Below are 26,364 nucleotides of genomic sequence, written 5' to 3'. Positions count from 1 at the left end.
ACGGGGGCGAACGCCCCCTGTTTTAGCCGAAAACGCGGGTGGTGTCGTGTGTCGCCGGGTGCGGCGGAGGGCGCGCACCCTCAGGATCATGGGAGCCGGCCAGCGGCCGGCACACCCATCACCACTCCGGGAGCTTTTCCGGGAGCATGGCGCGGATGGGTTCCCCGCCCTCGCCGGCCGCCAGCTTCTCGGCTTCGGCGATCGGAATTTCGACCTGGAGCAGCCAGCCCTCTTCGTCGCTCTCTTCGCCGCGGACGACCTCCAGCTGGTGCAGGCGCGAGCGCAGGCGGCCGGCACTGGGCGGCAGGCGCAGCGCGCCACTGACGTGCTGCAGGCCCAGGCGCTTGCCCAGCACCGATTGCAGCAGCGGCAGGCCGACGTTGTCGCGGGCGGAAATCCAGACCCGTTCGCGGCGTGCGCTGTCGGGGATGCCATCCTGGCCGTCATGGCGCGCCTCGGCCCCATCGATGCGGTCGATCTTGTTGAACACCAGCAGCTGCGGCAGGTCGCCCGCGCCGACGGCGGTCAGCACTTCATCGACCTGCGCGATGCGCTCCTCGCGGTGCGGATCGGCGGCATCGACGATATGCAGCAGGAAGTCCGCTTCGCGGGCTTCGGACAAGGTCGAACGGAACGCCGCCACCAGGTCGTGCGGCAGGTCGCGGACGAAGCCGACGGTATCGGCGAGCACGACGTTGCCGCCCGGCAGCGCGATGCGGCGCACGGTCGGGTCCAGCGTCGCGAACAACTGGTCGGCGGCATAGGCGTCGGCACCGGTCAGCGCGTTGAACAGGGTCGACTTGCCGGCGTTGGTATAGCCCACCAGGGCCACACGCGGCAGCTCACTGCGCACGCGGGCACGGCGCATCTGGCTGTGCTGCACTTCCACCTTTTCCAGCTTCTTCTGCAGCTGCTCGACGCGCTTCTGCAGCAGGCGGCGGTCGGTTTCCAGCTGGGTTTCACCCGGACCGCGCAGGCCGATGGCACCGCCGCGCTGGCGCTCCAGGTGGGTCCAGCCGCGGACCAGCCGGGTGGACATGTGGCGCAGCTGCGCCAGCTCGACCTGCAGCTTGCCTTCGTGGCTGCGCGCGCGCTGGGCGAAGATGTCCAGGATCAGCCCGGTACGGTCGATCACGCGCCGCTCCAGGAAGCGCTCCAGATTGCGCTCCTGCCCCGGCGACAACGCATGGTTGACCAGGATCAGGTCGGCGCCGGTGGCCTCGGCCGCGGCCTTCACCTCGTCCAGCTTGCCGGTGCCGATCAGGATCGACGGATTGGGCCGATCGATGCGCGCGGTCAGCGTGGCCGCGATGGTGGCCCCGGCCGAGCGGGCCAGATCGGTGAACTCTTCAAGCACGTCTTCTTCGAGCCGGCCGGCATGCGGCTGGATCAGGAGTGCGTGTTCGCCTCGCTTGGAACGGTCAAACACGCAGTTCTCCAGAAATCTTCACGCTGTTACTCAACGTCGTCATCACCTTGGACGCCATCGGCGCCATCATTGGATTGCACATAGCCACCACCGGGCCCGACCTTCACATTACGCGCCGGCACCACGGTGGAAATGGCGTGCTTGTACACCATCTGGCTCACCGTATTGCGCAGCAGCACCACGAACTGATCGAACGATTCAATCGTTCCCTGCAGCTTGATGCCATTGACCAGATACACCGACACCGGCACGCGTTCGCGCCGAAGTGCATTCAGAAACGGATCCTGCAGCGATTGCCCCTTGGACATTGCCAACTCCTGATTATTGTTTTTATGGTCTTCCGGCAGTTCCACGGCCCCCGCTGCCCACCGGAACCCTTGATGGTACACGGGCGGGGCGGAGGAAGGCGTGGACTCAGCGTGCGACGAAGGCCGACACGGCCTCGGCCAGGGAAGCTCCCTCTACATGGGGATCGAACCAGCGCGCATCAAGCTCGCCGCGCAACCAGGTCAGCTGGCGCTTGGCCAGCTGGCGGGTGGCGTAGATGGCGCGATCGCGGAACTCGGCCGCACTGCCCTGCCCGTCCAGGTACTCCCAGGCCTGGCGGTAGCCGACCGCACGCACCGCCGGCAGGTCCAGCGGCGCGGCCACCGCGGCCATCGATGGCAGCGCGCGCAGGGCCCGCACCTCGTCGAGGAAGCCGGCCGCCAGCATGGCGTCGAAGCGGGTCTGGATGCGCTGGTGCAGCACCGCACGCTCGCCCGGGGCCAGGATCAGCTTCAGTGCGCGCACCGGCAGCCGGTCCACCCCGGGCAGCTGCTGCCATTGGCTGATCGGGGTGCCGGTCAGCCGGTACACCTCCAGCGCGCGCTGGATGCGCTGCGGGTCGGTGGCGTGGATGCGTGCGGCGGCGGCCGGGTCGACCGCGGCCAACTCGGCGTGCAGCGCGGCCCAGCCCCGTGCGGCGGCCTCGGCGGCGATGCCGGCACGGGTCGTCGGGTCGGCCGGCGGCATCGGCGAGAGCCCCTGCAGCAGGGCCCGGAAATACAGGCCGGTGCCGCCGGCCAGGATCGGCACCCGGCCACGGGCGAGGATGTCGGCGACCGCGCGCGCGGCGTCGGCGGCGAACTCGGCCGCCGAATAGGTCTGCCAGGGGTCGCGCAGGTCCAGCAGGTGGTGCCGGGCCTGGGCCCGCTCGGCGGCGTCGGGCTTGGCCGAACCGATCTCCAGGCCACGGTAGACCAGGGCCGAATCGACGCTGACGATCTCCCCGCCCAGCTGCCGGGCCAGGGCGATCGCGGTGGCGGTCTTGCCCGAGGCGGTCGGGCCCATCAGCGCGATCGCCAGCGGGCGCTGGTCGGCGCCCATCAGTCCTCGTCCGGCCAGCGCGGCAGGGCCGGGGCCGCGTCCACGCGCAGGGCCGGCACGGCATCCACCGCCGCCCATACCTTCAGCGCGTCCACGGTGGCGGCCACATCGTGCACACGCAGCAGCTTGGCACCGCGCTGGGCGGCGATCAGGTGCGCGGCGACCGAGCCGGCCAGGCGGTCGCCGGGCCGGTCGCGGCCGGTCAGCTCGCCGATGCTGCGCTTGCGCGACAGCCCGGCCAGCATCGGCACGCCCAGGTCCAGGAACCGCTCCGAGCGCGCCAGCAGGATCAGGTTGTGCTCGGTGGTCTTGCCGAAACCGAAGCCGGGGTCGATCACCAGGTTGCTGCGCGCGATGCCGGCCATTTCCGCCACCAGCAGGCGTTCGGTGAGGAAGCGGTGCACCTGGCCCACCACATCGTCGTAGTGCGGGGTGTCCTGCATGCTGCCCGGCTCGCCCTGCATGTGCATCAGCACCACCGGCACGCCCAGCGCGGCCGCGGCGTCGAGCGCACCGGGCTGGCGCAGCGCATGGATGTCGTTGATCATCCCGGCGCCGGCGGCCACCGCCGCACGCATCACCTCCGGCTTGAAGGTGTCCACGCTGATCGGCACGCCGGTTTCGCGCGCCAGCCGTTCGATCACCGGAATCACCCGGCGCAGCTCTTCCTCCAGCGGCACCGGGGTACTGCCCGGACGGGTCGACTCGCCGCCGATGTCGAGCAGGTCGGCGCCTTCAGCGACCAGTTGCAGGCCATGGGCCACCGCGGCATCGACGCTGGCATGCTCACCGCCGTCGGAAAACGAATCCGGGGTGACGTTGACGATGCCCATGATGCGCGGGCGGTCCAGCCGCAACCGGCGGCCGCCGCAATCCAGCTGGGGGGAGAGATCGAACATGGGGCCATCCGGAAAGTACGCCAGCATGTAGTTTACGCTGGCGTACGCCGGGAGCCGTCAGAAGTCGCCCAGACGCGCGTTGTCGGTGGGATTGGCCAGCCACTCGGCAAGGTCGCCGCCGATTGCATTCACAACGCGCTCCAGCACGTCGCAGGAACCCTTGAAGCCGCCGAAGGCGCCACCGCGCGAGGTCCGTCGTGCCGTCACGGCGGCAACCTTCTGGCCGTCCTGGAACAGCACGCCACGCGCGGTCGCCGATTTGAAGTGCCCCGAAAACGCGTTGCCGGCGCTCTGCGCCTCCACCAGTTCCAGTTGCAGCACGCGGCCACTGCCGGGAGCCGCCGGGGCGCTGTCGAACACGATCCGGTTGCCGTGGGCCGGTGCGCTGCTACCCAGCGCGCTGGCCAGCTGCGCGCCCATCCGACATTCGGCCTTGATGTTGTCGGCGATGTACGCCGATGCGGAAAACGGCACCGGATCCTGCACGTGGATATCGGCCGCCAGCGCGGGCACGGCACAGCACAACAGCACCGCAACAGCGGCGCACGACAAATGACGCATGGATTTCCCCCTGGAAAGTGTTTGCGCGACTGCAGGCTGCAGACGGCGCTGCTGCATCCTGCCGCGCGCGCCGCCGGCGCGCAAGCGTGGCTCAGCGTTGCTGGCGGCGCTTGCGGTCCACGTACAGGGTCTTGGCGATGCTCAGCAGAATACCCAGCGCGATGCCGATCCCGGCGCCGAGCAGGAAGTTGTCGCGGAACAGACCGATGCCAACGCCGACGACCGTGGCGATCACCATCTCGGTGGTGTGCGAAACCGGGTTGGGGGGCGTGGTGGACATGGCAACTCCGCGACGGGGAACGGAAAACGGGAACGAGCGGCACATTATCGCGCGGAAACGACAAAGGCCGGGTCGCCCCGGCCTTCGTCATTCACATCCAGCCTGTTTACAGCTGCTCGGCCGGCCCTGCGATCGGCGGCAGCGGACGGGCGTCGCCGCCCTTGTCGTTGTTGTTGCTGCTGCCACCGTCCTTGCCGGACTTGTCCCAGCCCATCGGCGGCGGCGGATCACGGCCTTCCATGACTGCATCGATCTGCGGCACGTCGATGGTTTCGTACTGCAGCAGCAGTTGCGACATGGTGTGCAGCTTGTCCAGGTTGGCGGTCAGCAGTTCGGTGGTGCGTGCATAGGCCTTGTCCAGGATGCTGCGCACCACTTCGTCGATGCGCCGGGCGGTATCGTCGGACACGCTCTTGTGCTGGGTCACCGAACGGCCCAGGAACACCTCGTCGTCCTCTTCGCCATAGGCGATCGGGCCGAGCTCGTCGGACAGGCCCCACTTGGTGACCATGTTGCGGGCCATCTTGGTGGCGCGCTCGATGTCGTTGGAGGCACCGGTGGTGACCTTGTCGGTGCCGAAGATCAGCTCTTCGGCGACACGGCCGCCATACAGCGAGCACAGCTGGGATTCGATCGCCACGCGGTTCATCGAATACCGGTCGCCCTCGGGCAGGTACATGGTCACGCCCAGCGCGCGGCCGCGCGGGATGATGGTGACCTTGTAGACCGGGTCGTGCTCGGGCACCAGGCGGCCGACGATGGCGTGGCCGGCTTCGTGGTAGGCGGTGAGCGTCTTTTCCTCTTCGCTCATGGCCATCGAACGGCGTTCAGCGCCCATCAGGATCTTGTCGCGGGCACGGTCGAAGTGGTCCATGCGGACTTCCTTCTCGCCACCGCGCGCGGCGAACAGCGCCGCTTCATTGGCCAGGTTGGCCAGGTCGGCGCCGGAGAAGCCCGGGGTGCCGCGCGCGATCACCATCGGCTCGACATCGTCGGCCAGCGGCAGCTTGCGCATGTGCACCTTGAGGATCTGCTCGCGGCCACGCACGTCCGGCAGGCCGACCACCACCTGGCGGTCGAAACGGCCCGGGCGCAGCAGCGCCGGGTCGAGCACGTCCGGACGGTTGGTGGCGGCGATCACGATCACGCCCTCGCCCCCCTCGAAACCGTCCATTTCCACCAGCAGCTGGTTCAGGGTCTGCTCGCGCTCGTCATGACCGCCGCCCAGGCCGGCACCGCGATGGCGGCCGACGGCGTCGATTTCGTCGATGAAGATGATGCACGGCGCCTGCTTCTTGGCCTGCTCGAACATGTCGCGCACGCGGCTGGCGCCGACGCCGACGAACATTTCCACGAAGTCCGAACCGGAGATCGAGAAGAACGGCACCTTGGCCTCGCCGGCGATGGCACGCGCCAGCAGGGTCTTGCCGGTGCCGGGCGGGCCCACCATCAGCACGCCGCGCGGGATCTTGCCGCCGAGCTTGGTGAACTTGGTCGGGTCGCGCAGGAAGTCGACCAGTTCGCCGACTTCTTCCTTGGCCTCGTCGCAACCGGCCACGTCGGCGAAGGTGACCTTGATCTGGTCTTCGCCCTGCAGCTTGGCCCGCGACTTGCCGAAGGACATCGCGCCCTTGGCCCCGCCGCCGCCGCCCTGCATCTGGCGCATGATGAAGATCCAGAACCCAATGATCAGGATCACCGGCAGGAAGTTCATCAGGATCGCGCCCAGCGAGATGCCGCTGGACGGCTCTTCCTGGACGATTTCCACGTTCTTGCCGCGCAGCACGTTGATCAGGTCACGATCGTAGGGCGCGGTGATGGTGGCGCTCTGGCCGCCGCGGGTGGTGTAGGACAGCTGGCTGGTGCCGCCGCGGACTTCGCCGGCGAAGGTCACCTTCTGCACGTTGCCGCTGTCCACCTGGTCCAGGAACTGCGAATAGGTCGCGCCCTGTGCGCCAGCGCCGCTGCTCTTTGGCGAGAAGCTCTGGAACACCACCATCAACACCACGGCGACGACCACCCATAGCAGGAGGTTCTTGGTCAAGTCGTTCATCCTCATTGGCTCCGGTGTTCCTCTAATTCCTGACGCGATTCGTATGGTTGAGCTTACTTGATCTGTACGCGTTTGCCCTGCCCCAGGGCATAAACCTCGGGCGAGCGCTTACGCGACGCCTCGGGCTTGCGGATGGCGACCTTGTCGTACCGGCGGCGCATTTCGCGCACGTAGTCGTCAAAGCCCACGCCCTGGAACAGCTTGATCAGGAACGCGCCACCCGGCTTGAGGTGCTGGTCGGCGAAATCCATCGCCAACTCGGCCAGGTGCATCATCCGCGGCTGGTCGACCGCGTCCATGCCACTTTTATTGGGGGCCATATCCGAGAGCACAAGGTCTACCGGCTGATCCCCCAGCATGGCTTCGAACTCCGATAGGACCGCCTGCTCCCTGAAGTCCCCGTGAAGGAACTCCACGCCGGCCAGCGGCGGCATCTCCAGGATGTCCAGGGCCAGTACCCGGCCAGTGTCGCCGATCTGGCGCCGCACCTGCTGGGACCAGCCGCCCGGGGCCGCGCCCAGGTCCACCACCACCATATGCGGCTTCAGCAGCCGGTCACGCTCGAGCAGCTCCTCCAGCTTGTAGGCCGCGCGCGAGCGCATGCCTTCGGCCTGGGCCTTCTTCACGAAGGGGTCGGAGAAGTGTTCTTTCAACCAGCGTTGACTGCTTTTGCTGCGGGAAGCCATTGGTGATAGGGCCGGAACGGGTGGTCATGATACCCTGATCGTCCCAGTTAACCGCTTGTTTCCTGAATGTCTATCGCCCTGACGTCTTCCCAAACCCGTTTCCTCCGCGGCCACGCGCACGATCTGAAAGCCCTGCTGCAGATCGGCGGCAAGGGGGTTACACCGGCCTTCCTGGCCGAACTTGAGGAAGTCCTCGAACGCCACGAACTGATCAAGGTGAAGGTCGCCGCCGAGGACCGCGACGCCCGCGATGCCCTGATCGATGCCCTGGTCAAGGCGTCCGACAGCGCGCTGGTGCAGCGTATCGGCCATGTGGCCGTGCTGTACCGCCCGAGCAAGGAACAGCGCCAGATCGTGCTGCCGCGCGGCTGATCCGGTCCAGGTACGCCCATGCAACTGAGCCACGAACTGCCCGACTACGCCTATGCGCTGCGCGCCGCCGATGGCCGCACCGCCAAAGTGAATGAGCGCCTGCTGGCCAGCAGCTTCATCCTGGCCCCGGACACCCTGATCGAGGCCTGGCCGGTAGCCGATATCGCCAACCTGACCCCCGAGCACCTGCAGCCGGTGCTGGCGCTGAACCCGGCGCTGGTGGTGCTGGGCACTGGGGACACCCAGGTATTCCCGCCGGCGGCGGTGATGGCCGCCTGCCTGACCCGCGGTATCGGCCTGGAGGTGATGAGCAACCCGGCCGCGGCGCGGACCTTCAACATCCTGGCCGGCGAAGGCCGCAAGGTGGCCGCGGCGTTCATCCTGACCGGTTGAAACGGGCAGTTTTTGTTCAGGAAAGGCCGCCATTGGCGGCCTTTTTTGTGGGCGGTTGGCCCGTAGGTCCGAGCCACGCCCGGACACTGCAATGCCGAACGGAGCGCGTCCGACCATGGGTCGGACCTACCTGCGGCGCCGGGGATCCGCCCTGCACCGGACCCATCCGTTATTTCGGCGGCAGATACAGCAGTGGATCGACCGGCTTGCCGTTGTAGCGAATCTCGAAGTGCAGCATGTCGCGGCTGGTGCCGGTGCGGCCCATTTCGGCGATCTGCTCGCCGGCCTTGACGCTCTGGCCTTCGTTGACCAGACGCTTGCGGTTGTGGCCATAGGCCGACAGCCACTGGTCGCTGTGCTTGACGATGATCAGCTCGCCGAAGCCGACCAGGCCGGCGCCGGAATAGACCACCACGCCCGCCGCACTGGCCCGCACCGGCTGGCCGCTGGTGCCGGCGATGTCCACGCCCTGCTTGGTCACGTCGGCACCGACGAACTTGCCCACCAGCGCGCCATCGGCCGGCCAGCGCCAGCTGATGCTGCTCTTGATCGCCGTGGTGGGCGCCGGCGTCGGAGCCGGCGTGGCGGTGCCCGGGCGTGGCGCGGTCACCACCGTGGTCGGGGCGCGGCCGGCACCGCTGCCGCCCGGATACAGGCGCAGGGCCTGGCCGGGGTAGATCGTGTACGGCTCGGCCAGCCCGTTCCAGGCCGCCAGGTCGCGCGGGGTGATGTTGTGGATGCGGGCCAGGGCATACAGGGTGTCGCCACGGCGCACCACGGCGGTCTGCCCGGGCTTGGCGACCGAAGCCTGCGGCGTACTGTGACTGCTGCCGCCACGGCCGGGGCCCGGCTTGACCACCGTGGCGGTGCCACAGGCGCCCAGCGTGGATACCACCAGCAGCAGCGCGGTGGCACGCAACCCCTTGCTCATACGATCAGCATTCATGCGAACTTCGACCTCCAGACTAGCCAGGCCACCAGCACGACCAGCAACGCGGTCGCAATCCAGCCCAGCGGTTCAATCCAACGCCGCAGCGCCGCTTCCGCGCGCGGCCCACCAATACGGATAACCGCGGCCAGCACGAACACGCGCTTGCCACGGCCGATCAACATGCTCAGCAGGTACTGCGGCAACGGCACGCCGACGATACCCGATGCCCACGTGAAAACCTTCATCGGGATCGGCATGAAGCCGCCCAGCACCAGGAAGGTGAACACCGCCCACGGCGATTCGGCCATCTTGGCCTGCACGATGGCAATGCCGCCTTCGATGCCGGGCAACATGCCCAGCGCGGCGAACACCGGCTTGAGGGCTTCAAAGGCGTAATGCCCCAGCGCATAGCCGACCAACGCACCGGCCATCGAACCGGCCAGGCTCAAGCTGGCAAACCACCAGCCGCGCTTGGGCTGGGCTACGCACATCGGCGCCAGCATCACTTCGGGCATGACCGGGAAGATGATCGCCTCGATGAAGCTCAACACGGTGAGGTAGGTCGGCGCGCGCTTGTGCGCCGCCCATTTCATCGCCCGCTCGTACAGCGGGCCAAATATCTTCATGACGCAACGCTCCTGGGAATCAATCCAGCATGCCAGACAGCAGCGGCACGAACGTGACCGGTGCCAGTACCTGCTGTTCAATGCTGCCGTCTTCGCGGCGGGTCAGCTGCACCAGCGACTGCGCGCCCGGGCCGCCGACCGGCGCCACCAGGCGCCCGCCCACCGCCAGTTGCTCCACCAGCGCCTCGACCAGCGCCGGGGCCGCCGCGGTCACCACGATCGCATCGAACGGGCCGTGCTCGGCCCAGCCGGCACGGCCGTCGTCGTGCTTGGTGCGGATATTCATGCCCAGCGCGCGGAAGCGTTTGCGCGCCTGGCGCAGCAGGTCGCCGATGCGCTCGACGGTATACACCTCCAGCCCCAGCGCCCCCAGGATCGCGGCCTGGTAGCCCGAGCCGGTGCCCACTTCCAGCACCTTCTTCGGCGCGCACTGCAGCACCGCTTCGGTCATGCGCGCCACCACCCACGGCTGGGAAATGGTCTGGCCGTGGCCGATCGGCAGTGCGGTGTCCTCGTACGCGCGCGAGGCCAGCGCCTCATCGATGAACAGATGCCGCGGCACCACCCGGATGGCGTTGAGGGTGTCTTCGTCGACGATGCCGGCTTCGCGCAGGCGTTCGACCAGGCGGTCGCGCACGCGCTGGGAGGTCATGCCGATACCGACCGCTTCGGGCTGCAGGCGCAGGCGCGGGCTCATGCCGGGCGATCCAGCGCGGCCGTCAGCCCGCCAACCCAGCTGGCCACCTTCTCCAGCGCCTGGTAGCGGGTGAGGTCGACCTGGATCGGGGTGATCGAGATGAACCCATTGCGCACCGCGTGGAAATCGGTGCCCGGGCCGGAATCCTGCTCGCGCCCGGCCGGACCGATCCAGTACACCGGGTTGCCGCGCGGATCGCGCTGGGCGATGCAGCCTTCGGCGCGGTGGCGGTTGCCCAGGCGGGTGACTTCAAAGCCGCGGATCTCGCCCCAGGGCAGGTCCGGCACGTTGACGTTGAGGATGGTGTCGGCCGGCAGCGGATCGGCCTTGAGCCGGGCCACGATCTCCACCGCCGCGCGCGCGGCGGTCTGGAAATGGTGCGCCTCGTGGTTCTGCGTCACCAGCGACATCGCCACCGCCGGCAGGCCGAGGAAACGGCCTTCCATCGCCGCCGATACGGTGCCCGAATAGATGACGTCATCGCCCAGGTTGGCCGCGTTGTTGATGCCCGACACCACGATGTCCGGCTCATACTCGAGCATGCCGGTCAGGGCCAGGTGCACGCAGTCGGTGGGCGTACCGGCCACCGAGCAGGTGTAGTGGTCGATGCGCTTGATGCGGATCGGCAGGTCCAGGGTCAGCGAATTGCTGGCGCCGGAGCGGTCGCGGTCCGGCGCAACCACCATCACCTCATGACCGGCGTCACGCAATACCGAGGCAAGCATCCGGATGCCCGGCGCATCGACACCATCGTCGTTGCTGACCAGGATCCGCATCTGCAATTTAACCGCTTGATTTTTCAAGACTTCGTTTCCATCACTTTCCAGCGTTGGCGGGGCCGGCCATCCCCGGTGCGGGGAACACCGACCGCGCAAGTGCGTCCGCTATTGTGCCGCAAGCGGGCAGATCGTCCTACCCCGGCGGCGGTAGGCAGCCGCCCGCTCCCGCATTAGGCTGTATCCATGTCACATCCTGAAGACGAAGACCCGGCCGCCCTGTTCCGCGCGGCGATCGGCGAGGTCAAGCCGCTGCGCAAGCCGGCCAGCACACCGCCGGCCACACCGCGGCCGAAGCCGCGCGCGCGGATGGCCGAACGCGACGATGCCGAAGCGCGCGGCGAATTCGCCCGGCTGCTGCGCGACAGCAGCCCGCTGGAAGCCGGCGACACCGCCAGCTACCGGCGCGACAACCTGCCGGCGCGGATGTTCCAGCGGCTCAAGCGCGGCCAGTATTCGGTGCAGGACGAGCTGGACCTGCACGGCGCCACGGTCGCCCAGGCCGAGACCCTGCTGCGCCAGTTCCTGCTGGAAGCGCATGCGCACGACCATGGCTGCGTGCGCATCATCCACGGCAAGGGGCTGCAGTCCGATGGCGGCGCCCCGGTATTGAAGAACCTGGTGGACCGCCTGCTGCGCCAACGCAACGACGTACTGGCCTTCCATTCGGCGCCGGCCGGGCAAGGCGGCACCGGTGCGGTGCTGGTGTTGCTGGCCAATCGCTGAGCGCGGGCAACCTGCACGTCGGATCGCAAGGCACCCACGCCTGGCGTGGATCTACCCGGGATGGCTTGCTTGTCATCGGTAGGGCCACGCCAGGCGTGGACGTGGCCTCCCGGGCACCCGGCACCGAACGTTCGTGCCGCCGGGCATCCACGCGAGGCGTGGATCTACGCCTCGGGTGATGCCTGGCTGGCGTCTTCCACCGGGCCCAGTTCGTGCAGCACGGCGGTGGCATAGCAGCCCGGCGGCAAGGTGAAACGCAGCTCCAGCACATCGGCGGCCAGCCACTGGTGCTGCAGCATGGCCGGGCGCAGGCGCAGCGCCCGGCGCTCCTGCTTCAGGCGCGCGCCTTCCAGGCCGGCACGCAATGCCAGCGACTGTTCGTCACCGATCGCGGCCAGTTCCAGTGCGGCCGCCGCGCCGCTGCTGCGCAGTTCGCCCTCGCCCCACAACGGACCACTGGGATGGATGTCGAAGCGGCCCAGGCGGTCGGCCAGCAGGTCGGTCCACGGCTCCGGGCCGAATACGCTGCGGCTGCCGTCGAGCATCCACACCTCCCCGTCCAGCGGGGTGTCCCAGTTGCCCTGCGCGACGCGCTCGGCCAACACCTGGTTGAACAACGCCGAACGCGCCGCCGACAGCAGCAGCGAACGCTGGTCCGGGCGCAGCCGGCGGCCGCCGAACATCGCCAGCGCGGCCGGCACATTGCCACCGTCGCGGCCGAAACGCTGCTCGCCGAACCAGTTCGGCAGGCCGCGGGCGGCGATATGCGACAGCCGCTCATCGATCGCCGCCGCATCGCCCTGCACGGCGCGCAACACCAGCTTGAAACGGTTGCCGGCCAGCGCGCCACGCTGCAGCTTGCGGTTGTGCCAGGTCGACTCGACCACCTCGATCTCATCGGACGCCAGCAGCGCCGGATCGGGCGCCACCCGCTTGGGCAGGTGCACGCTGAACCGCTGGGTGGTGACCGCGTGGCGGTCCTTCATGCCCGCGTAACTGACCGCCATGTCCGGCAGGCCGGCCCAGCGCGCCAGCTGCTTGGCCACGTGCGCGGTGTTGGCGCCGCGCTTGCGGATGGTCAGCAGCAGGTGCTCGCCCTCCCCGCTCGGCTCGAACGCGGGCAGTTCGTCCACCTGGAAATCTTCCGGGGTGCTGCGGATCCTGGCGGTCAGCAGCGGCGCGCCGAACGCCAGCGGCAGCGGGATCACAGCGCCACCAACAGCACCACGGCCTGGGCGGCGATGCCTTCGCCGCGGCCGGTGAAGCCGAGCGTTTCCGAAGTGGTGGCCTTGATGCTGACCGCATCCAGCGGCACCTGCAGCAGTTCGGCGATGCGCTCGCGCATGGCCCAGGCGTGCGGCCCCACCTTGGGGCGTTCGCAGATCACGGTGATGTCGGTGTTGCCGACCTGCCAGCCGCGTTCGCGCAGCAGGCCTTCGCAGTGGTGGACGAAATCGCTGCTGTCGGCATCCTTCCAGCGCATGTCGGAGGGCGGGAAGTGCTGGCCGATGTCGCCCAGCGCCAGCGCGCCGAGCATCGCATCGCACAAGGCATGCAGGATCACGTCGCCATCGCTGTGCGCGAGCACGCCGCAGCTGTGCGGCACGCGCACCCCGCCCAACATGATGTGGTCGCCCGCGCCGAAGGCGTGGACGTCGTAGCCCTGTCCGATGCGGACAGGAGGAATGCGGGGCGTAGTCATGGCAAGAACCTGCAGTTGAGGGCGACGCGTGCGGATCACTGTCCGCGGCGCGACAGCTCGAATTCGAAGCGGGACAGATCGGCCGGGGTGGTGACCTTGAAGTTGTCCTCACTGCCTTCCACCAGCAACGGGCGCAATCCCTGCCGCTCCATCGCCATGGCCTCGTCGGTGACCTCCACGCCCGCCGCGGCGGCGTCCTGCAGCGCGCGCGCCAGCTGGCGGCGGCGGAACAGCTGCGGAGTCAGCGCCCGCCACAACCGCGCCCGCGGCTCGGTTGCATCGATCCCGCCGTCGTCGCCGGCACGTTTGAGGGTGTCGCGCACCGGCGCGGCCAGGATCGCCCCGACCGGGTCGTTGCGGCCCACCTCCAGCAACCGGCCCAGGTCGGCCGCGGCCAGGTTCGGCCGCGCAGCGTCATGGACCAGCACGAAATCGTCGGCACGCACCTGGTCGGGCAGCGCCTGCAGCCCGGCCAGCACCGAATCGGCGCGGGTCGCACCGCCGATGCAGGTCAGGATCGGTTTGTCGGCCAGCGAGCACCAGCCCGGCCAGTCGGCATCCTGCTCGGCGATCACCACCATCACCCCGGCAACCACCGGGTGCGACAGCAGGGCCTGCAGGGTGTGGGCCAGCAGCACCCGGTCGCCGGCGACCAGGTACTGTTTGGGCGTGGCTCCGCCGAAGCGGCTGCCACGGCCGGCCGCCGGCACCACCGCCCAGACGCTGCCCATCAGGGCACGTCCTGCGGCGGCGCGCTTGGATCGACCGCCGCTGCCGGCGGCCGCGCGGGCGCGACCGGGGCGTCTTCGACCACGCGGTAGAACTTTTCACCGGGCTTGATCATGCCCAGCTCGCTACGCGCGCGCTCTTCGATCGCCGCCTGGCCTTCCTTGAGGTCCTTGACCTCGGCAGCCAGCGCATCATTGCGCTGCTGCAGGCCGGCGTTGTCGCGCCGCTGTTTGGCGACCTGGGCTTCGAGCGTCATCACTTCTCCCGAATTGCCCGGGCCGAACCAGAAACGGTACTGCAGCCAGACCAGCAGCATTGCCAGCAGCAGCAGTACCCAGCGCCAGTTGCGCATCGGGTCAGCGCTTCAACGACACGAACGCGTCACGGCCGGCGTAACGCGCACCGGCACCGAGGGCTTCCTCGATACGCAGCAGCTGGTTGTACTTGGCCACCCGGTCGCTGCGGCACAGCGAGCCGGTCTTGATCTGGGTGGCGGTGGTGGCCACGGCGATGTCGGCGATGGTGGTGTCTTCGGTTTCGCCCGAACGGTGCGAGACCACGGCGGCGTAGTTGGCGCTGTGCGCCATCGCGATCGCCTCCAGGGTTTCGGTCAGCGTGCCGATCTGGTTGACCTTGATCAGGATCGCGTTGGCGGTGCCGGACTCGATGCCTTCCTTGAAGATCTTCGGGTTGGTCACGAACAGGTCGTCGCCGACCAGCTGCACCTTGCTGCCGATGCGGTCGGTGAGCAGCTTCCAGCCAGCCCAGTCGTTCTCGGCCAGGCCGTCTTCGATGCTGATGATCGGGTACTGCGCGGCCCAGTCGGCCAGGAAGTCGACGAACTGCTCGGAGGTCAGGCGCTTGTTCTCGCCGACCAGGTTGTACTTGCCGTTCTCATAGAACTCGCTGGACGCCACGTCCAGGCCCAGCAGCACGTCTTCGCCGGCGGTGTAGCCGGCCTTGCCGATCGCCTCGAGGATGGTGTCCAGCGCTTCGACATTGCTGCGGAAGTCCGGCGCGAAACCGCCTTCGTCGCCCACCGCGGTGCTCAGGCCGTGGCCCTTGAGCACCGACTTGAGCGAATGGAAGATCTCGGTGCCGGCGCGCAGCGACTCGGAGAACGAGCTGAAGCCGACCGGCAACACCATGAACTCCTGGAAGTCGACGTTGTTGTCGGCATGCGCGCCGCCGTTGATGATGTTCATCATCGGCACCGGCAGGGTCACATCATTGCCCTTGGCCAGGTACTGCCACAGCGCCTGCTTGCTGGCGGCGGCAGCGGCATGGGCGTTGGCCATCGACACCGCCAGCAACGCGTTGGCGCCCAGCCGGCCCTTGTTCTCGGTGCCGTCCAGGTCGATCAGGCGGCGGTCCAGGGCTTGCTGGTCGGCCGCGTCATAGCCCTTGAGCGCATTGGCGATGGTGGTGTTGACGTTGGCCACGGCATTGCGCACGCCCTTGCCCAGGTAGCGGGTCTTGTCGCCGTCGCGCAGCTCCACCGCTTCCTTGGTGCCGGTGGAGGCGCCGGACGGCACCGCGGCGCGGCCGAACGAGCCGTCCTCCAGCACAACTTCGGCTTCCAGCGTGGGATTGCCACGGCTGTCGAGGATTTCACGGGCGTGGATGCTGCGGATCGTGGTCATAGCGGGCCGGTTACCAGTCAGAAGGGGAGAACGCGAAAGACAAGCCAAACAATATGCCGCGTGATTATCCCTGCACGCCTGCCGCTTGCCAAATCGGCGCGCTGGCGCCGGGGGCAAACACCAGGGAGTGGCTGCGCGAGGCCCACATCGGCAGGAGGACCACCACGGCCAGCACGCCCAGCAGGGCCACGGCCACCACCCCGCCGGCGCGCTGGCGGCGCAGCGCGATGGCCAGCGCACTGGAGACCAGGCAGCCCAGCAGCACCAGCGCCGACAGGGCCAGGGTGGCATACAGATAGGGCGCGGCCGCCCGTATCGCATGGTCGCCGTCGCCGGGCATGCCCACGCTGCCCATCACCACGATGACCAGCATGAACAGGCAGCCCCAGCCCGCGATCGACAAGCCCAGTGCAGCCCAGCCCCAGGGCCAGGCGCGCCAGTGCCGGCTCAGGCGCGCGCCTCCTGCAGCGGCGCGCCACCGGCCTTGCGCTCGCGCGCGGCGCGGATGAAGCCGATGAACAGCGGGTGGCCATCGCGCGGGGTGGAGAGGAATTCCGGGTGCGCCTGGCAGGCCAGGAACCACGGATGCTGGTCGCGCGGCAGCTCGATGACTTCCACCAGGGTGTCGTCCATCGACTTGCCGGCGATCACCAGGCCTGCATCCTCCAGCTGGGTGCGGTAGCGGTTGTTGAACTCATAACGGTGGCGGTGACGCTCGGACACCACGTCCTTGCCGTACAGCTCGCGGGCCAGGGTGCCCGGCTTGAGGCGCTGTTCCTGCAGGCCCAGGCGCATGGTGCCGCCCAGGTCGCTCTTGTCGTCGCGTTTTTCGACATCGCCGGTGGCGGTGCGCCATTCGGTGATCAGGCCGATCACCGGATTGGGCGACTGGCGGTCGTTCTCGGTACTGTTGGCGCCTTCCAGCCCGGCCACGTGGCGGGCGAAATCGACCACCGCCGCCTGCATGCCGTAGCAGATGCCGAAATACGGCACGTGATGCTCACGGGCGAACTGCGAGGTCAGCACCTTGCCTTCGAAGCCGCGGTCGCCGAAGCCGCCGGGCACCAGGATGCCGTCGACATCGTTCAGCGCGCTCATGTCGGTGCCTTCCAGGTCCTGCGCTTCGAGCCACTTCAAGGTGACCTTGGTGCGCTGGCGCAGGCCGCCGTGCTTGAGCGCCTCGCCCACCGACTTGTAGGCGTCCTGGTGGTCCACGTACTTGCCGACCACCGCGATGGTGACCGTATCGAGCGGATGCAGGGTGGCATCCACCGCCGCTTCCCACTCGGACAGGTCGGCCGGGCCGGCCTTGTCGCCGAGCTTGAACTGGTTGATCACGATCTCATCCAGGCCCTGTGCGTGCAGGCCCATCGGGATGCGGTAGAGCACGTCCACGTCCGGCACGCTGATCACCGCGCGCTCGGAAACGCTGGTGAACTGGGCGATCTTGCGGCGCTCCGAATCGGGCACCACCTGCTCGGAACGGCACAGCAGCACGTCCGGCTGGATGCCGATCGAGCGCAGTTCCTTGACCGAATGCTGGGTCGGCTTGGTCTTGAGTTCACCGGCCGCGGCGATGTACGGCACCAGGGTGAGGTGCATGAACAACGCCTTTTCCGGGCCGCGCTCGGTGCGCACCTGGCGGATCGCTTCCAGGAACGGCAGCGATTCGATGTCGCCCACGGTACCGCCGATCTCCACCAGGGCCACGTCGAAGCCTTCGGTGGCTTCGTCCATGCAGCGGCGGATTTCGTCGGTGATGTGCGGGATGACCTGCACGGTGGCGCCCAGGTAGTCGCCGCGGCGCTCCTTGCGGATCACGTTCTCGTAGATGCGGCCGGTGGTGACCGAATTCTTGCGGCTCAGGCGGGTACGCACGAACCGCTCGTAGTGGCCCAGGTCCAGGTCGGTCTCGGCGCCGTCGTCGGTGACGTACACCTCGCCGTGCTGGAACGGGCTCATGGTGCCCGGATCGACGTTGATGTATGGATCCAGCTTCATCATCGTGACCTTCAGGCCACGGGCTTCAAGGATGGCGGCGAGCGACGCGGCGGCAATGCCTTTGCCGAGCGAGGACACTACGCCACCGGTTACGAAGATCAAGGGAGTCATGGCTGGGGGTGTCCTGTCAGGAAGGGGGAAACGACGCCGGCGCAGGGGGCGACAGGCGAGGTGAAGGGGAAATCGGGGCTGAGCGGGCCGTTGGCTGCGGGAAACGCACGCGCCGGGGCCGGGATCGGGGAAGCGGCGTGGGAGCCGGTCGGCGAGGTCGGGGTGGCCGTGCCGGCCGCCGTCGGGACCGTCACCTGCTGCCTACCCTGCTGGCGATCGCGCACGATCAGGCCAGTCCATTCGCTGATGGATGACACGCACTGCTCCCGGAAAGCCATAGTTTACAGATTGGAGGCCACAAGCCCAAGGGCTGGTTTGCGCTCTTCACAAAAAAAGACGCCCCGGCAGGGCCGGGGCGCCTTGGGCGGCAACAGAAGAGTCAGCGCTTCTTCTTGGCTTCCTCTTCTTCTTCCTTCTGCGGGGCCTGCTGGCCGCCGGCCTTCATTTCGGCGTTGGCCGCGGCGCGGCGCTTGGCCTTGGCGTCGGCCTCGGACTGGGCCTTGTCGGCCTGTTCACCCTGCTGCGGCGCGGGCTGGCCCTGTCCGGCGTTCTGCGCCAGTGCCAGCGGCACGGCCACAACGGCGGCGGCAATGGCAACGATGGTCAGCAACTTCTTCATGGGGACTCCTCGCAATGGCGGCTTGGGACGGGGGCAACCGGGCTTCCGGTTTTCCACCCTGCACAGTCTATCGCGGCCTGGTCGGCCGCCCCCTGAACGTGCGGCGTGCAAAAAAACCGCCCAGACCGCAAACTTCGCCGTCGCTTTGCGCTATATGAAGACAGATGAACGCCCGTTATAACGCCGCCGATATTGAAGTCCTGTCCGGCCTGGATCCGGTCAAGCGCCGCCCAGGCATGTACACCGACACCGCGCGCCCGAACCATCTGGCCCAGGAAGTCATCGACAACGCCGTCGACGAAGCCCTGGCCGGGCATGCCCGTACCGTCGAGGTCACCCTGTACAAGGATGGCAGCTGCGAGGTCACCGATGACGGGCGCGGCATGCCGGTGGACATCCACCCCGAGGAAAAGATCCCCGGCGTCGAACTGATCCTGACCCGGCTGCATGCCGGCGGCAAGTTCAACAACAAGAACTACACCTTCTCCGGCGGCCTGCATGGCGTCGGCGTCAGCGTGGTCAATGCGCTGTCGACCCTGGTGGAAGTGCATATCCGGCGCGACGGCAGCGAGCACCGCATCACCTTCCGCAACGGCGACCGCGCCAGCCCGCTGGAAGTGGTCGGCAGCGTCGGCAAGAAGAACACCGGTACCCGCGTGCGCTTCTGGGCCGACCCGAAGTACTTCGACACGCCCAAGTACAACCTGCGCGCGCTGCGCCACCTGCTGCGCGCCAAGGCGGTGCTGTGCCCGGGCCTGACCGTCAAGCTGCGCGATGAGGCCACCGACGAGCAGGACAGCTGGTACTACGAAGACGGCCTGAGCGATTACCTCAAGGCCGAGCTGGGCGAGCGCGAGATGCTGCCGGCCGATCTGTTCGTGGGCCACCTGAAGAAGGAAAACGAGATCGTGGACTGGGCCCTGGCCTGGGTGACCGATGGCGAGCTGGTCCAGGAAAGCTACGTCAACCTGATCCCGACCGCCCAGCACGGCACCCACGCCAATGGCCTGCGTACCGGCCTGACCGAGGCGCTGCGCGAGTTTTGCGACTTCCGCAACCTGCTGCCGCGCGGGGTCAAGCTGGCCCCGGAAGACGTCTGGGACCGGGTGTCCTTCGTGCTGTCGCTGAAGATGACCGACCCGCAGTTCAGCGGCCAGACCAAGGAGCGCCTGTCCTCGCGCCAGGCCGCCGGCTTCGTCGAGGGCGCCGCGCACGATGCGTTCAGCCTGCTGCTCAACCAGAACGTGGAGATGGGCGAGAAGATCGCCCAACTGGCGATCGAGCGCGCCAGCGCGCGGCTGAAGACCGAAAAGCTGGTGACCCGCAAGAAGGTCACCCAGGGCCCGGCCCTGCCCGGCAAGCTGGCCGACTGCATCAGCCAGGACCTGTCGCGCACCGAGCTGTTCCTGGTCGAAGGCGACTCGGCCGGCGGCAGCGCCAAGCAGGCCCGCGACAAGGATTTCCAGGCGATCCTGCCGCTGCGCGGCAAGATCCTCAACACCTGGGAAGTGTCCTCGGGCAGCGTGCTGGCCTCGGAGGAAGTGCACAACCTGGCCATCGCGATCGGCTGCGACCCGGGCAAGCAGGACATCGGTGGCCTGCGCTACGGCAAGGTGGTGATCCTGGCCGATGCCGACTCCGATGGCCTGCACATCGCCACCCTGCTGACCGCGCTGTTCCTCAAGCACTTCCCGGCGCTGGTCGATGCCGGCCATGTGTTCGTGGCGATGCCGCCGCTGTTCCGCGTGGACGTGGGCAAGCAGGTGTTCTATGCGCTGGACGAAGAGGAAAAGCGTTCGCTGCTGGACAAGATCGAGCGCGAGAAGATCAAGGGCCAGGTCAGCGTGACCCGGTTCAAGGGCCTGGGCGAGATGAATCCGCAGCAGCTGCGCGAATCCACCATCCATCCCGACACGCGCCGGCTGGTGCAGTTGACCATCGACGATGGCGAGCAGACCCATTCGCTGATGGACATGCTGCTGGCCAAGAAGCGCGCCGGCGACCGCAAGCAGTGGCTGGAGAACAAGGGCGACCTGGCTTCGCTGGAAGTCTGATTGCGGCACCGGGGCTGCACCTGGAAAAGCCCGCCTTCTGGCGGGCTTTTTTTGGTTCTTCGCCGATAGAAATCAGCTGCGAACGAGAGCCTCAAATCAAAGGCAGTGGCCGGCGTATGCGCTGACTGGGTTGACGCGGGCGGGTTGGCGGGACACGCCGTGAACCCATCCTTGGGGGCTTGGCGAAAACATCCATGTTTTCGACAGTCCCGCCAACCCACCCGCGCCAACCCTCCACACATGGCTGGTGCGCATGGAAAGCGTAGGGCCGAGCCACGCTCGGGCAGCGTGATACTGAGCAGAAGCATGTCCGACCACGGGTCGGACCTACCTGCGATGGGTTTGCCAGGAACTGGAGTAGTAGGGCCGACCGTCGGTCGGGCGCAGCTGCTGTTGCTTGTGATCTTGACCCCCCTCCCCCTTGGAGCGAGCCGAGCATCGCAGTGGCAGCGGGGGCGAAGAGGCGCGGGCCAAGCATGAAGCGTACTGAGGGCTGCGCGGCAACACATGGGCGCGTGGCGACGCGTGGGAACAACGGGCGCCCGCTGGTCTAGGGGCGCGAGCGCAGCGAGTTCCGCGCCGTCCCCCGATGACGCGAGAAGCGCAGGGCACCGGCGGGCAAAGCCCGCCGGCGAGTGGACGGGGGCGTGTTCTTTGGTTACTTTCTTGTACGAGCAAGAAAGTGACTCGCGCCCCGCAGGGGCACGAAACGCTTTTGAAGCTGTCCGCGAAGCGGAAACCGCGCACAAGCGAAGAACCTTTTTTAGCTTCCGCATGCGCTCACTTGCCCGGCAAGGCGATAATCCGGGCTGCCCGGACCTGCCCCGCAGGCCCACGATACGGAGCACCATGTATTTCGACCCCACCCTGCAACTGCGCAGCGCGCGCCTGGTGCTGAGCCCGATCCGGGCCGCCGACGGCCCGGCATTGTTCGCCATCCAGTCCGATCCGGAGGTGATGCGCTACTGGAACCACCCGGCCTGGACCGACATCCAGCAGGCCTACGCGCAGATCCTCGACGACCTGGGCGCGATGCGTGAGGGCACCCAGCTCAAGCTGGGTATCCGCGAGCATGCCGATGCCGCGCTGTTGGGCATCTGCGTGGTGTTCGCCATCGATGCCGGTTCCGGGCGCGCCGAGATCGGTTACAACCTGGCCCCGCAGGCGCAGGGCAAGGGCTATATGGGCGAGGCGCTGCAGTGCTTTGCCGACCACCTGTTCGACCAGCGCGGCCTGCGCCGGCTGGAGGCGGAGATCGACCCACGCAATGTGCCCTCGGCCAGGGTGCTGGAGCGGATCGGGTTCCAGCGCGAAGGGCTGCTGCGCGAACGCTGGTGCGTGGGCGGCGAGCTGTCCGATTCGGCGCTGTACGGCCTGCTGGCGCGCGAACGGACCGCCTGAGCGCCCATCGCAATGGCTACATCGGTAGGGTCGCGCCCCAGCCGACTGCCGATGCCGGCGCAGCGTTCGGTGTCGGCATGACCTGCGATCGGTATCCTGCCCAGCAACAGCGCCGACCCCGATCATGTCCATGCCGACACCTCGGCGGCGGGCTTCACGGCCGTCGGCTGGGGCGCGACCCTACCGCCGTCATGCAATATCAGCGCCTACGAAAAGCCCGCCTTGCGGCGGGCCTTTCGTTGCATCCGGGCATCGCATCCGGGCGTGGCCCGGATCGACCTACGCCCAGCCGAACAGTTCGAACAGGCGCAGGATCAGGTAGGCGCAGCCGCCGGCCGCCGGGATGGTCAGGATCCAGGCCCAGACGATGCGCTCGATCACGCCGAAGCGCAGCGACCGCGGGTTCTTGGCGTAGCCCACGCCCATGATCGCGGTGGAGATGCTGTGCGTGGTCGACACCGGCATGCCGAAGTGCGCGGCCAGGGTGAGGATGGTGGCCGAGCTGGTCTCTGCGGCGAAGCCGTGGATCGGATGCAGCTTGACCATCTTGTGGCCCAGGGTCTTGATGATCTTCCAGCCGCCGGAGGCGGTACCGGCGGCCATCACCACCGCGCAGGTCAGCACGATCCACATCGCGATGCCATCACCGGCACTGGCCTGCGGGTGCATGAAGGCCAGCCACGACGGCAGGTCGTTCAGCGCACCGGTCGCTTCGGCACCGATCAGGGTCATGGCGATGATGCCCATGGTCTTCTGCGCGTCGTTGTGGCCGTGGGCAAAGCCCATGTAGGCCGCCGAGACGATCTGCGCCTTGCCGAAGAACGCATTGACGATGCGCGGGCGGGCCATCCGGCCCAACCAGCCACCGGCCTTGGCCATGCCGGCGATGATCGCCCACAGCAGCAGCATCACCACGATGCCGAGCAGGAAACCGGCGACCGGCGAGGTGATCATCGGCAGGAACACCTTCCACAGCAGGCCCTTGTTCTGGGCCCAGGTGCCGATCCGTTCGGACCAGATCAGCGCGTCCCAGTTGTTGTGGGCTGCGGCCAGGCCGGCGCCGCACAGGCCGCCGATCAGGGCGTGCGAGGACGAGGACGGCAGGCCCTTCCACCAGGTGATCAGGTTCCAGATGATGCCACCCAGCAGCGCGCACAGGATCACCTGCGGGGTGACATCGACCACGTTGGTGTTGAGCAGGCCCGAGGCGATGGTCAGCGCCACGGCGGTGCCGGTCAGGGCGCCGATGAGGTTCATGACGGCAGCGAGCATCACCGCCCAGCCGGGCGAGAGCACTTTGGTCGCCACCACGGTGGCGATGGAGTTGGCGGTGTCGTGGAAACCGTTGATGAACTCGAAGACGAGCGCGGCCAGGATCACCACCAGGACAAGGGTCAGCATGCGGGCGGCCGTCAGCTGTTCTTCAGGACGATCTGGTACGCCACCACGCCGGCCTCGCGGCAACGGTCGATGGCCTTTTCCAGGATCTCGAAGAATTCCTTGAGCAGGAACATCTGCAGGTTGTCCAGGCGCCCGGAGTAGATGTCGCGGTACAGCTCGAGCATCAGCCGGTCGGCCTCGTTCTCCAGCGAGCGCAGCTTCTCGTTGAGCGCGGTCATCCGGTCCAGGTTCATGTGGCGCAGGTCGCCGACCATGTCCACCACCACGCTGGCGGCCTGTTCGAGCATCGCCGCGCGCGGCGCGAAATCGATGTGCTCCAGGTGCTTGGTGGCCAGCGAGTAGCGGTCGGCGAACTTCTCCACCTGCTTGGGGATCTTGTACAACGCCGAGCCCAGCGCTTCGATGTCCTCGCGCTCGATCGGGGTCATGAAGCTGTCCACCAGCGCCTGGCTGATCTTGTCCGATGCGGCGCGTTCGCGCAGGCGGGCCAGCTTGAAGGCGTCCAGCGCCGGCTGGCGGTCGGCCTCGCGCAGCATCGCGTGCAGCGCCTTGGCGCTGTCCTGGGCGGCCTGGGCAGCCTCGTCCAGCAGGGTGTAGAACTGTTTGCCTGAGCCGAAAATGGTCTGCAGAGAGAACATTGAGAAACCTATTCGCCGTCGAGGAAGGACGGCACCGGGCGGAATTATGACGGTTTGATGTCCGATCCGGGTACTCCCCCCGATCTTCACGCCCAGACCGCCCCACCTGAACGACTCTGGTTGCCTCCTCGCCCCGGCGTTTTGTTAAGATGCGCAGGCGCCTTCGGGTGCACCCTATGGAAGACGACCCCTACCCTCCGCCGCACCGCCGCGCTCACGCGCCCTCCGGTAGCCGCTACTGCTTGAACACGCCCTCCCTGCCACCAACCGGGGACCGCGCCCGTGTTTGAACTGATCATCGTCCTGGCCCTGATCCTACTCAACGGCTTTTTCGCCATGTCCGAGATGTCGGTCATGACCTCGCGCAAGAGCCGGCTCAAGCAGATGGCCGCCACCAGCAAGCGCGCCGAACGCGCGCTGGAACTGGCCGAAAAGCCGGAGAGCTTCCTGTCCACCGTGCAGATCGGGATCACCCTGATCGGCATCCTGACCGGCGTATTCGGCGGCGAGGCGATCGGCCTGGCCATTGCCACCTGGCTGCAGGGGCTGTTCCCGGCCTTCACCTATGCCGACGGCGTGGGCAAGGCGCTGGCGGTGGCCCTGATCACCTTCCTGACGCTGATCTTCGGCGAACTGGTGCCCAAGCGGCTGGCGTTGACCCGCTCGGAGGACATCGCCGGCCTGGTCGCGCTGCCGATGGGCTGGCTGGCCAGGATCGCCTTCCCGTTCGTCTGGCTGCTGTCCCACACCACCCGCCTGGTCCTGCGCCTGCTGGGCCTGGGCAAGGACGAATCGGCATCGGTGACCGAAGAAGAGATCCGCATGCTGGTGGCCGAAAGCCACGAAGCCGGCGTGATCGACGCGCACGAGCGCGACATGATGAACCGGGTCATGCGCCTGGGCGACCGCACCGCCGACAGCCTGATGACCCCACGCAACCGGATCGCCTGGCTCGATACCCTGGCCGACCCGGAGAAGAACCTCGGCACCATGCGCGAGAACGAGTTCTCGCGGTACCCGGTGTACCGCGGCAACGACCAGGACATCGTCGGCGTGCTGGAGGTCAAGAGCCTGGTCACCCGCCTGGTGCGCGACGACCACTCGCTGTTCCAGAACCTGCGCGAGCCGCTGTATGTGTCCGAATCCACCCATGCGATGAAGCTGCTGGAGATCTTCCGCGAGGAACAGCAGTCGATGGCGCTGGTGGTGGACGAGTACGGCGAGATCCAGGGCCTGGTCACCATCAGCGACCTGATGGGCGCGGTGGTTGGCCGCCTGCAGTCGGTGGAGAACGTGGACGAGGACGCCCTGGTGGTGACCCGCGAAGACGGTTCGTACCTGGTCGATGGTTCGCTGTCGATCGACGACCTGCGCGAGCTGATGGGCAATGCCGAACTGCCCGATGGCGAAGACGGCGACTACTACACCCTGGCCGGCATGTGCATCCACTACTTCGGGCGGATCCCGCACGCCGGCGAGTACTTCGACTGGGCCGGCTGGCGCATCGAGATCGTCGACCTGGACGGTGCGCGCGTGGACAAGCTGCTGATGCGCACGCTGTCCGAAGAGCAGACCGATGAACTCACCGGCTGAGCGTCCCGCACCGGAGCCGGGCCCGCCGGAATACCGCAACGAAGGCATCCGTACCCTGCTGGCGATGTTCGACCAGGGCGATCCGGAAGCGCGCCTGCTGCTGGGCGACATCCTGCGCGATCTGCAGCAGAGCGCGTTCGGGGTGTTCCTGTTCGTGGCGATCCTGCCGGCCTTCATCCCCCTTCCCGGCGTGGCCGGCGCGGTCAGCGGGCCGCTGATCCTGCTGATCGGCGCGCAGATGCTGTTCGGGATGCGCCGGCCGTGGCTGCCCGGGTTCGTTGCCAGGCGCGGGCCCAAGCGCGGCACCATGCACCGCTTCCTGGCCCGTATCGACGGCCCGCTGCGGCGCCTGGACCGCCTGCTCAAGCCGCGCCTGCCGGGCCTGCTGGCGCCCTGGCCGGCGCATGCCTTCACCGGCATGCTGCTGATCCTGACCGCGCTGCTGCTGTCGCTGCCGATTCCGTTCACCAACTACCTGTTCGGCTTCCAGCTGCTGTTGTTCTCGCTGGCCCTGCTCGAGCGCGACGGCGTGCTGATGCTGTTGAACTGGATCGGGGCGATCGCCGCGGTGCTGTTCTTCGGTCTCAGTTCCGGGCAGCTGGTGAGCTATACGCTGGAGCAGTTCCAGCGCTGGTTCTGAAGTACCGACCCACGGTCGGTACCTACCGCTGAATT

29 protein-coding genes are annotated in these 26,364 nt (G+C 67.7%); 7 read left to right on the top strand and 22 right to left on the bottom strand.

The genetic code is table 11. From position 1 onward, the window contains the following. Nucleotides 1–118 precede the first annotated feature (118 nt). The 8 genes from hflX to rlmE all read right to left on the bottom strand — a co-directional run bounded on the left by hflX (nt 119) and on the right by rlmE (nt 7,276). Complete coding sequence (gene hflX / locus AC3ITM_RS07410; protein ID WP_489269531.1) at nt 119–1,429, bottom strand: ribosome rescue GTPase HflX; 1,311 nt, start codon at nt 1,427–1,429, stop codon at nt 119–121. Between the two features lie 26 nt (nt 1,430–1,455). Next, entirely contained in the window at nt 1,456–1,737 is a 282-nt protein-coding gene (hfq, locus tag AC3ITM_RS07405; protein ID WP_123728913.1) for an RNA chaperone Hfq, read from the bottom strand. Nucleotides 1,738–1,843: 106 nt separating this feature from the next. Further along, nucleotides 1,844–2,797 (bottom strand): tRNA (adenosine(37)-N6)-dimethylallyltransferase MiaA, encoded by a 954-nt coding sequence (miaA, locus tag AC3ITM_RS07400; protein ID WP_489269529.1) that lies wholly within the window; start codon nt 2,795–2,797, stop codon nt 1,844–1,846. Beyond that, nucleotides 2,797–3,696: a dihydropteroate synthase gene (gene folP, locus AC3ITM_RS07395; RefSeq protein ID WP_489269527.1), complete on the bottom strand. Its 900-nt coding sequence runs from the start codon at nt 3,694–3,696 to the stop codon at nt 2,797–2,799. The genes miaA and folP overlap by 1 nt, the downstream gene beginning before the upstream one ends. Before the next feature lie 57 nt (nt 3,697–3,753). After that, the gene (locus AC3ITM_RS07390) at nt 3,754–4,257 is read right to left on the bottom strand and encodes a hypothetical protein (protein ID WP_489269525.1); all 504 of its coding nucleotides are present in this window, start codon (nt 4,255–4,257) and stop codon (nt 3,754–3,756) included. 91 nt (nt 4,258–4,348) lie between these two features. Next, on the bottom strand, nt 4,349–4,537 hold the full coding sequence (locus AC3ITM_RS07385) for a hypothetical protein (protein WP_489269523.1): 189 nt from the start codon (nt 4,535–4,537) through the stop codon (nt 4,349–4,351). Between the two features lie 106 nt (nt 4,538–4,643). Beyond that, nucleotides 4,644–6,590: an ATP-dependent zinc metalloprotease FtsH gene (gene ftsH, locus AC3ITM_RS07380; protein WP_489269521.1), complete on the bottom strand. Its 1,947-nt coding sequence runs from the start codon at nt 6,588–6,590 to the stop codon at nt 4,644–4,646. Nucleotides 6,591–6,643: 53 nt separating this feature from the next. Further along, the gene (rlmE, locus tag AC3ITM_RS07375) at nt 6,644–7,276 is read right to left on the bottom strand and encodes a 23S rRNA (uridine(2552)-2'-O)-methyltransferase RlmE (RefSeq protein ID WP_228887670.1); all 633 of its coding nucleotides are present in this window, start codon (nt 7,274–7,276) and stop codon (nt 6,644–6,646) included. Nucleotides 7,277–7,342: 66 nt separating this feature from the next. Here rlmE and yhbY point away from each other — a divergent pair, with 66 nt between their 5' ends. Together yhbY and AC3ITM_RS07365 are read left to right on the top strand one after the other, a co-directional pair. Further along, nucleotides 7,343–7,648, top strand: coding sequence for a ribosome assembly RNA-binding protein YhbY (gene yhbY, locus AC3ITM_RS07370; protein ID WP_228887671.1), 306 nt, complete (start codon nt 7,343–7,345; stop codon nt 7,646–7,648). A gap of 18 nt (nt 7,649–7,666) precedes the next feature. Beyond that, nucleotides 7,667–8,041, top strand: coding sequence for an Mth938-like domain-containing protein (locus AC3ITM_RS07365; protein ID WP_489269518.1), 375 nt, complete (start codon nt 7,667–7,669; stop codon nt 8,039–8,041). A gap of 169 nt (nt 8,042–8,210) precedes the next feature. On the opposite strand, the gene AC3ITM_RS07360 is transcribed toward AC3ITM_RS07365, so the two are convergent. From AC3ITM_RS07360 to surE, 4 genes are read right to left on the bottom strand one after another with little or no spacing between them, the layout of a single operon-like run. Then, a complete protein-coding gene (locus tag AC3ITM_RS07360) occupies nt 8,211–8,987 on the bottom strand; it encodes a peptidoglycan DD-metalloendopeptidase family protein (RefSeq protein ID WP_489269516.1) in 777 nt (258 codons plus the stop codon). Continuing rightward, the gene (locus AC3ITM_RS07355) at nt 8,984–9,598 is read right to left on the bottom strand and encodes a YqaA family protein (protein ID WP_489269514.1); all 615 of its coding nucleotides are present in this window, start codon (nt 9,596–9,598) and stop codon (nt 8,984–8,986) included. The genes AC3ITM_RS07360 and AC3ITM_RS07355 overlap by 4 nt, the downstream gene beginning before the upstream one ends. 19 nt (nt 9,599–9,617) lie before the next feature. Beyond that, nucleotides 9,618–10,295 (bottom strand): protein-L-isoaspartate(D-aspartate) O-methyltransferase, encoded by a 678-nt coding sequence (locus AC3ITM_RS07350; protein ID WP_228887257.1) that lies wholly within the window; start codon nt 10,293–10,295, stop codon nt 9,618–9,620. After that, a complete protein-coding gene (gene surE, locus AC3ITM_RS07345) occupies nt 10,292–11,071 on the bottom strand; it encodes a 5'/3'-nucleotidase SurE (protein WP_489269512.1) in 780 nt (259 codons plus the stop codon). The genes AC3ITM_RS07350 and surE overlap by 4 nt, the downstream gene beginning before the upstream one ends. Before the next feature lie 186 nt (nt 11,072–11,257). On the opposite strand from surE, the gene AC3ITM_RS07340 reads away from it, so the two are divergent. After that, nucleotides 11,258–11,797, top strand: coding sequence for a Smr/MutS family protein (locus AC3ITM_RS07340; protein ID WP_489269510.1), 540 nt, complete (start codon nt 11,258–11,260; stop codon nt 11,795–11,797). A gap of 164 nt (nt 11,798–11,961) precedes the next feature. Here AC3ITM_RS07340 and truD read toward each other — a convergent pair whose 3' ends face one another. The 8 genes from truD to AC3ITM_RS07300 all read right to left on the bottom strand — a co-directional run bounded on the left by truD (nt 11,962) and on the right by AC3ITM_RS07300 (nt 18,602). Next, nucleotides 11,962–13,005: a tRNA pseudouridine(13) synthase TruD gene (gene truD, locus AC3ITM_RS07335; protein WP_489269508.1), complete on the bottom strand. Its 1,044-nt coding sequence runs from the start codon at nt 13,003–13,005 to the stop codon at nt 11,962–11,964. Further along, nucleotides 13,002–13,499, bottom strand: a complete 498-nt coding sequence (gene ispF / locus AC3ITM_RS07330) for a 2-C-methyl-D-erythritol 2,4-cyclodiphosphate synthase (RefSeq protein ID WP_489269506.1) — start codon at nt 13,497–13,499, stop codon at nt 13,002–13,004. The genes truD and ispF overlap by 4 nt, the downstream gene beginning before the upstream one ends. Before the next feature lie 35 nt (nt 13,500–13,534). Then, the gene (gene ispD / locus AC3ITM_RS07325) at nt 13,535–14,230 is read right to left on the bottom strand and encodes a 2-C-methyl-D-erythritol 4-phosphate cytidylyltransferase (RefSeq protein WP_489269504.1); all 696 of its coding nucleotides are present in this window, start codon (nt 14,228–14,230) and stop codon (nt 13,535–13,537) included. Continuing rightward, entirely contained in the window at nt 14,230–14,580 is a 351-nt protein-coding gene (gene ftsB, locus AC3ITM_RS07320; RefSeq protein ID WP_489269502.1) for a cell division protein FtsB, read from the bottom strand. The genes ispD and ftsB overlap by 1 nt, the downstream gene beginning before the upstream one ends. A 4-nt stretch (nt 14,581–14,584) precedes the next feature. Then, entirely contained in the window at nt 14,585–15,871 is a 1,287-nt protein-coding gene (gene eno, locus AC3ITM_RS07315) for a phosphopyruvate hydratase (protein WP_489269500.1), read from the bottom strand. A 64-nt stretch (nt 15,872–15,935) separates the two neighbouring features. Continuing rightward, a complete protein-coding gene (locus AC3ITM_RS07310; RefSeq protein WP_489269498.1) occupies nt 15,936–16,274 on the bottom strand; it encodes a hypothetical protein in 339 nt (112 codons plus the stop codon). Between the two features lie 44 nt (nt 16,275–16,318). After that, nucleotides 16,319–17,983 (bottom strand): CTP synthase, encoded by a 1,665-nt coding sequence (gene pyrG / locus AC3ITM_RS07305; RefSeq protein WP_489269496.1) that lies wholly within the window; start codon nt 17,981–17,983, stop codon nt 16,319–16,321. Between the two features lie 379 nt (nt 17,984–18,362). Further along, nucleotides 18,363–18,602 (bottom strand): hypothetical protein, encoded by a 240-nt coding sequence (locus AC3ITM_RS07300; protein WP_228887248.1) that lies wholly within the window; start codon nt 18,600–18,602, stop codon nt 18,363–18,365. 164 nt (nt 18,603–18,766) lie between these two features. Here AC3ITM_RS07300 and parE point away from each other — a divergent pair, with 164 nt between their 5' ends. Both parE and AC3ITM_RS07290 read left to right on the top strand, forming a co-directional pair. Beyond that, nucleotides 18,767–20,656 (top strand): DNA topoisomerase IV subunit B, encoded by a 1,890-nt coding sequence (gene parE, locus AC3ITM_RS07295; RefSeq protein ID WP_228887247.1) that lies wholly within the window; start codon nt 18,767–18,769, stop codon nt 20,654–20,656. Between the two features lie 849 nt (nt 20,657–21,505). Beyond that, nucleotides 21,506–22,057, top strand: coding sequence for a GNAT family N-acetyltransferase (locus AC3ITM_RS07290; protein ID WP_489269493.1), 552 nt, complete (start codon nt 21,506–21,508; stop codon nt 22,055–22,057). A gap of 279 nt (nt 22,058–22,336) precedes the next feature. Here the strand turns inward: AC3ITM_RS07290 and AC3ITM_RS07285 are convergent, their stop codons facing one another. Further along, entirely contained in the window at nt 22,337–23,458 is a 1,122-nt protein-coding gene (locus AC3ITM_RS07285; RefSeq protein WP_489269491.1) for an inorganic phosphate transporter, read from the bottom strand. Nucleotides 23,459–23,469: 11 nt separating this feature from the next. Then, nucleotides 23,470–24,096, bottom strand: a complete 627-nt coding sequence (locus tag AC3ITM_RS07280) for a DUF47 domain-containing protein (RefSeq protein ID WP_228887243.1) — start codon at nt 24,094–24,096, stop codon at nt 23,470–23,472. 282 nt (nt 24,097–24,378) lie between these two features. On the opposite strand from AC3ITM_RS07280, the gene AC3ITM_RS07275 reads away from it, so the two are divergent. Then, nucleotides 24,379–25,689: a hemolysin family protein gene (locus AC3ITM_RS07275; protein WP_489269489.1), complete on the top strand. Its 1,311-nt coding sequence runs from the start codon at nt 24,379–24,381 to the stop codon at nt 25,687–25,689. Beyond that, the gene (locus tag AC3ITM_RS07270) at nt 25,673–26,329 is read left to right on the top strand and encodes an exopolysaccharide biosynthesis protein (protein WP_489269487.1); all 657 of its coding nucleotides are present in this window, start codon (nt 25,673–25,675) and stop codon (nt 26,327–26,329) included. The genes AC3ITM_RS07275 and AC3ITM_RS07270 overlap by 17 nt, the downstream gene beginning before the upstream one ends. The last annotated feature ends 35 nt before the right edge of the window (nt 26,330–26,364 follow it).

The organism is Stenotrophomonas sp. KH_029, assembly GCF_057839765.1.
The sequence above is the reverse complement of the archived record's forward strand: the minus strand, read 5'-3'. Positions and strand labels throughout refer to the sequence as shown.

What these genes read in the sequence shown, in the direction of transcription:
- hfq (WP_123728913.1), bottom strand. Translation starts at nt 1,737, where the DNA reads ATGTCCAAGGGGCAATCGCTGCAGGATCCGTTTCTGAATGCACTTCGG.
- miaA (WP_489269529.1), bottom strand. Translation starts at nt 2,797, where the DNA reads ATGGGCGCCGACCAGCGCCCGCTGGCGATCGCGCTGATGGGCCCGACC.
- folP (WP_489269527.1), bottom strand. Translation starts at nt 3,696, where the DNA reads ATGTTCGATCTCTCCCCCCAGCTGGATTGCGGCGGCCGCCGGTTGCGG.
- AC3ITM_RS07390 (WP_489269525.1), bottom strand. Translation starts at nt 4,257, where the DNA reads ATGCGTCATTTGTCGTGCGCCGCTGTTGCGGTGCTGTTGTGCTGTGCC.
- AC3ITM_RS07385 (WP_489269523.1), bottom strand. Translation starts at nt 4,537, where the DNA reads ATGTCCACCACGCCCCCCAACCCGGTTTCGCACACCACCGAGATGGTG.
- ftsH (WP_489269521.1), bottom strand. Translation starts at nt 6,590, where the DNA reads ATGAACGACTTGACCAAGAACCTCCTGCTATGGGTGGTCGTCGCCGTG.
- rlmE (WP_228887670.1), bottom strand. Translation starts at nt 7,276, where the DNA reads ATGGCTTCCCGCAGCAAAAGCAGTCAACGCTGGTTGAAAGAACACTTC.
- yhbY (WP_228887671.1), top strand. Translation starts at nt 7,343, where the DNA reads ATGTCTATCGCCCTGACGTCTTCCCAAACCCGTTTCCTCCGCGGCCAC.
- AC3ITM_RS07365 (WP_489269518.1), top strand. Translation starts at nt 7,667, where the DNA reads ATGCAACTGAGCCACGAACTGCCCGACTACGCCTATGCGCTGCGCGCC.
- AC3ITM_RS07360 (WP_489269516.1), bottom strand. Translation starts at nt 8,987, where the DNA reads ATGAATGCTGATCGTATGAGCAAGGGGTTGCGTGCCACCGCGCTGCTG.
- AC3ITM_RS07355 (WP_489269514.1), bottom strand. Translation starts at nt 9,598, where the DNA reads ATGAAGATATTTGGCCCGCTGTACGAGCGGGCGATGAAATGGGCGGCG.
- AC3ITM_RS07350 (WP_228887257.1), bottom strand. Translation starts at nt 10,295, where the DNA reads ATGAGCCCGCGCCTGCGCCTGCAGCCCGAAGCGGTCGGTATCGGCATG.
- surE (WP_489269512.1), bottom strand. Translation starts at nt 11,071, where the DNA reads ATGCGGATCCTGGTCAGCAACGACGATGGTGTCGATGCGCCGGGCATC.
- AC3ITM_RS07340 (WP_489269510.1), top strand. Translation starts at nt 11,258, where the DNA reads ATGTCACATCCTGAAGACGAAGACCCGGCCGCCCTGTTCCGCGCGGCG.
- ispF (WP_489269506.1), bottom strand. Translation starts at nt 13,499, where the DNA reads ATGACTACGCCCCGCATTCCTCCTGTCCGCATCGGACAGGGCTACGAC.
- ispD (WP_489269504.1), bottom strand. Translation starts at nt 14,230, where the DNA reads ATGGGCAGCGTCTGGGCGGTGGTGCCGGCGGCCGGCCGTGGCAGCCGC.
- ftsB (WP_489269502.1), bottom strand. Translation starts at nt 14,580, where the DNA reads ATGCGCAACTGGCGCTGGGTACTGCTGCTGCTGGCAATGCTGCTGGTC.
- eno (WP_489269500.1), bottom strand. Translation starts at nt 15,871, where the DNA reads ATGACCACGATCCGCAGCATCCACGCCCGTGAAATCCTCGACAGCCGT.
- pyrG (WP_489269496.1), bottom strand. Translation starts at nt 17,983, where the DNA reads ATGACTCCCTTGATCTTCGTAACCGGTGGCGTAGTGTCCTCGCTCGGC.
- AC3ITM_RS07300 (WP_228887248.1), bottom strand. Translation starts at nt 18,602, where the DNA reads ATGAAGAAGTTGCTGACCATCGTTGCCATTGCCGCCGCCGTTGTGGCC.
- parE (WP_228887247.1), top strand. Translation starts at nt 18,767, where the DNA reads ATGAACGCCCGTTATAACGCCGCCGATATTGAAGTCCTGTCCGGCCTG.
- AC3ITM_RS07290 (WP_489269493.1), top strand. Translation starts at nt 21,506, where the DNA reads ATGTATTTCGACCCCACCCTGCAACTGCGCAGCGCGCGCCTGGTGCTG.
- AC3ITM_RS07285 (WP_489269491.1), bottom strand. Translation starts at nt 23,458, where the DNA reads ATGCTGACCCTTGTCCTGGTGGTGATCCTGGCCGCGCTCGTCTTCGAG.
- AC3ITM_RS07280 (WP_228887243.1), bottom strand. Translation starts at nt 24,096, where the DNA reads ATGTTCTCTCTGCAGACCATTTTCGGCTCAGGCAAACAGTTCTACACC.
- AC3ITM_RS07270 (WP_489269487.1), top strand. Translation starts at nt 25,673, where the DNA reads ATGAACTCACCGGCTGAGCGTCCCGCACCGGAGCCGGGCCCGCCGGAA.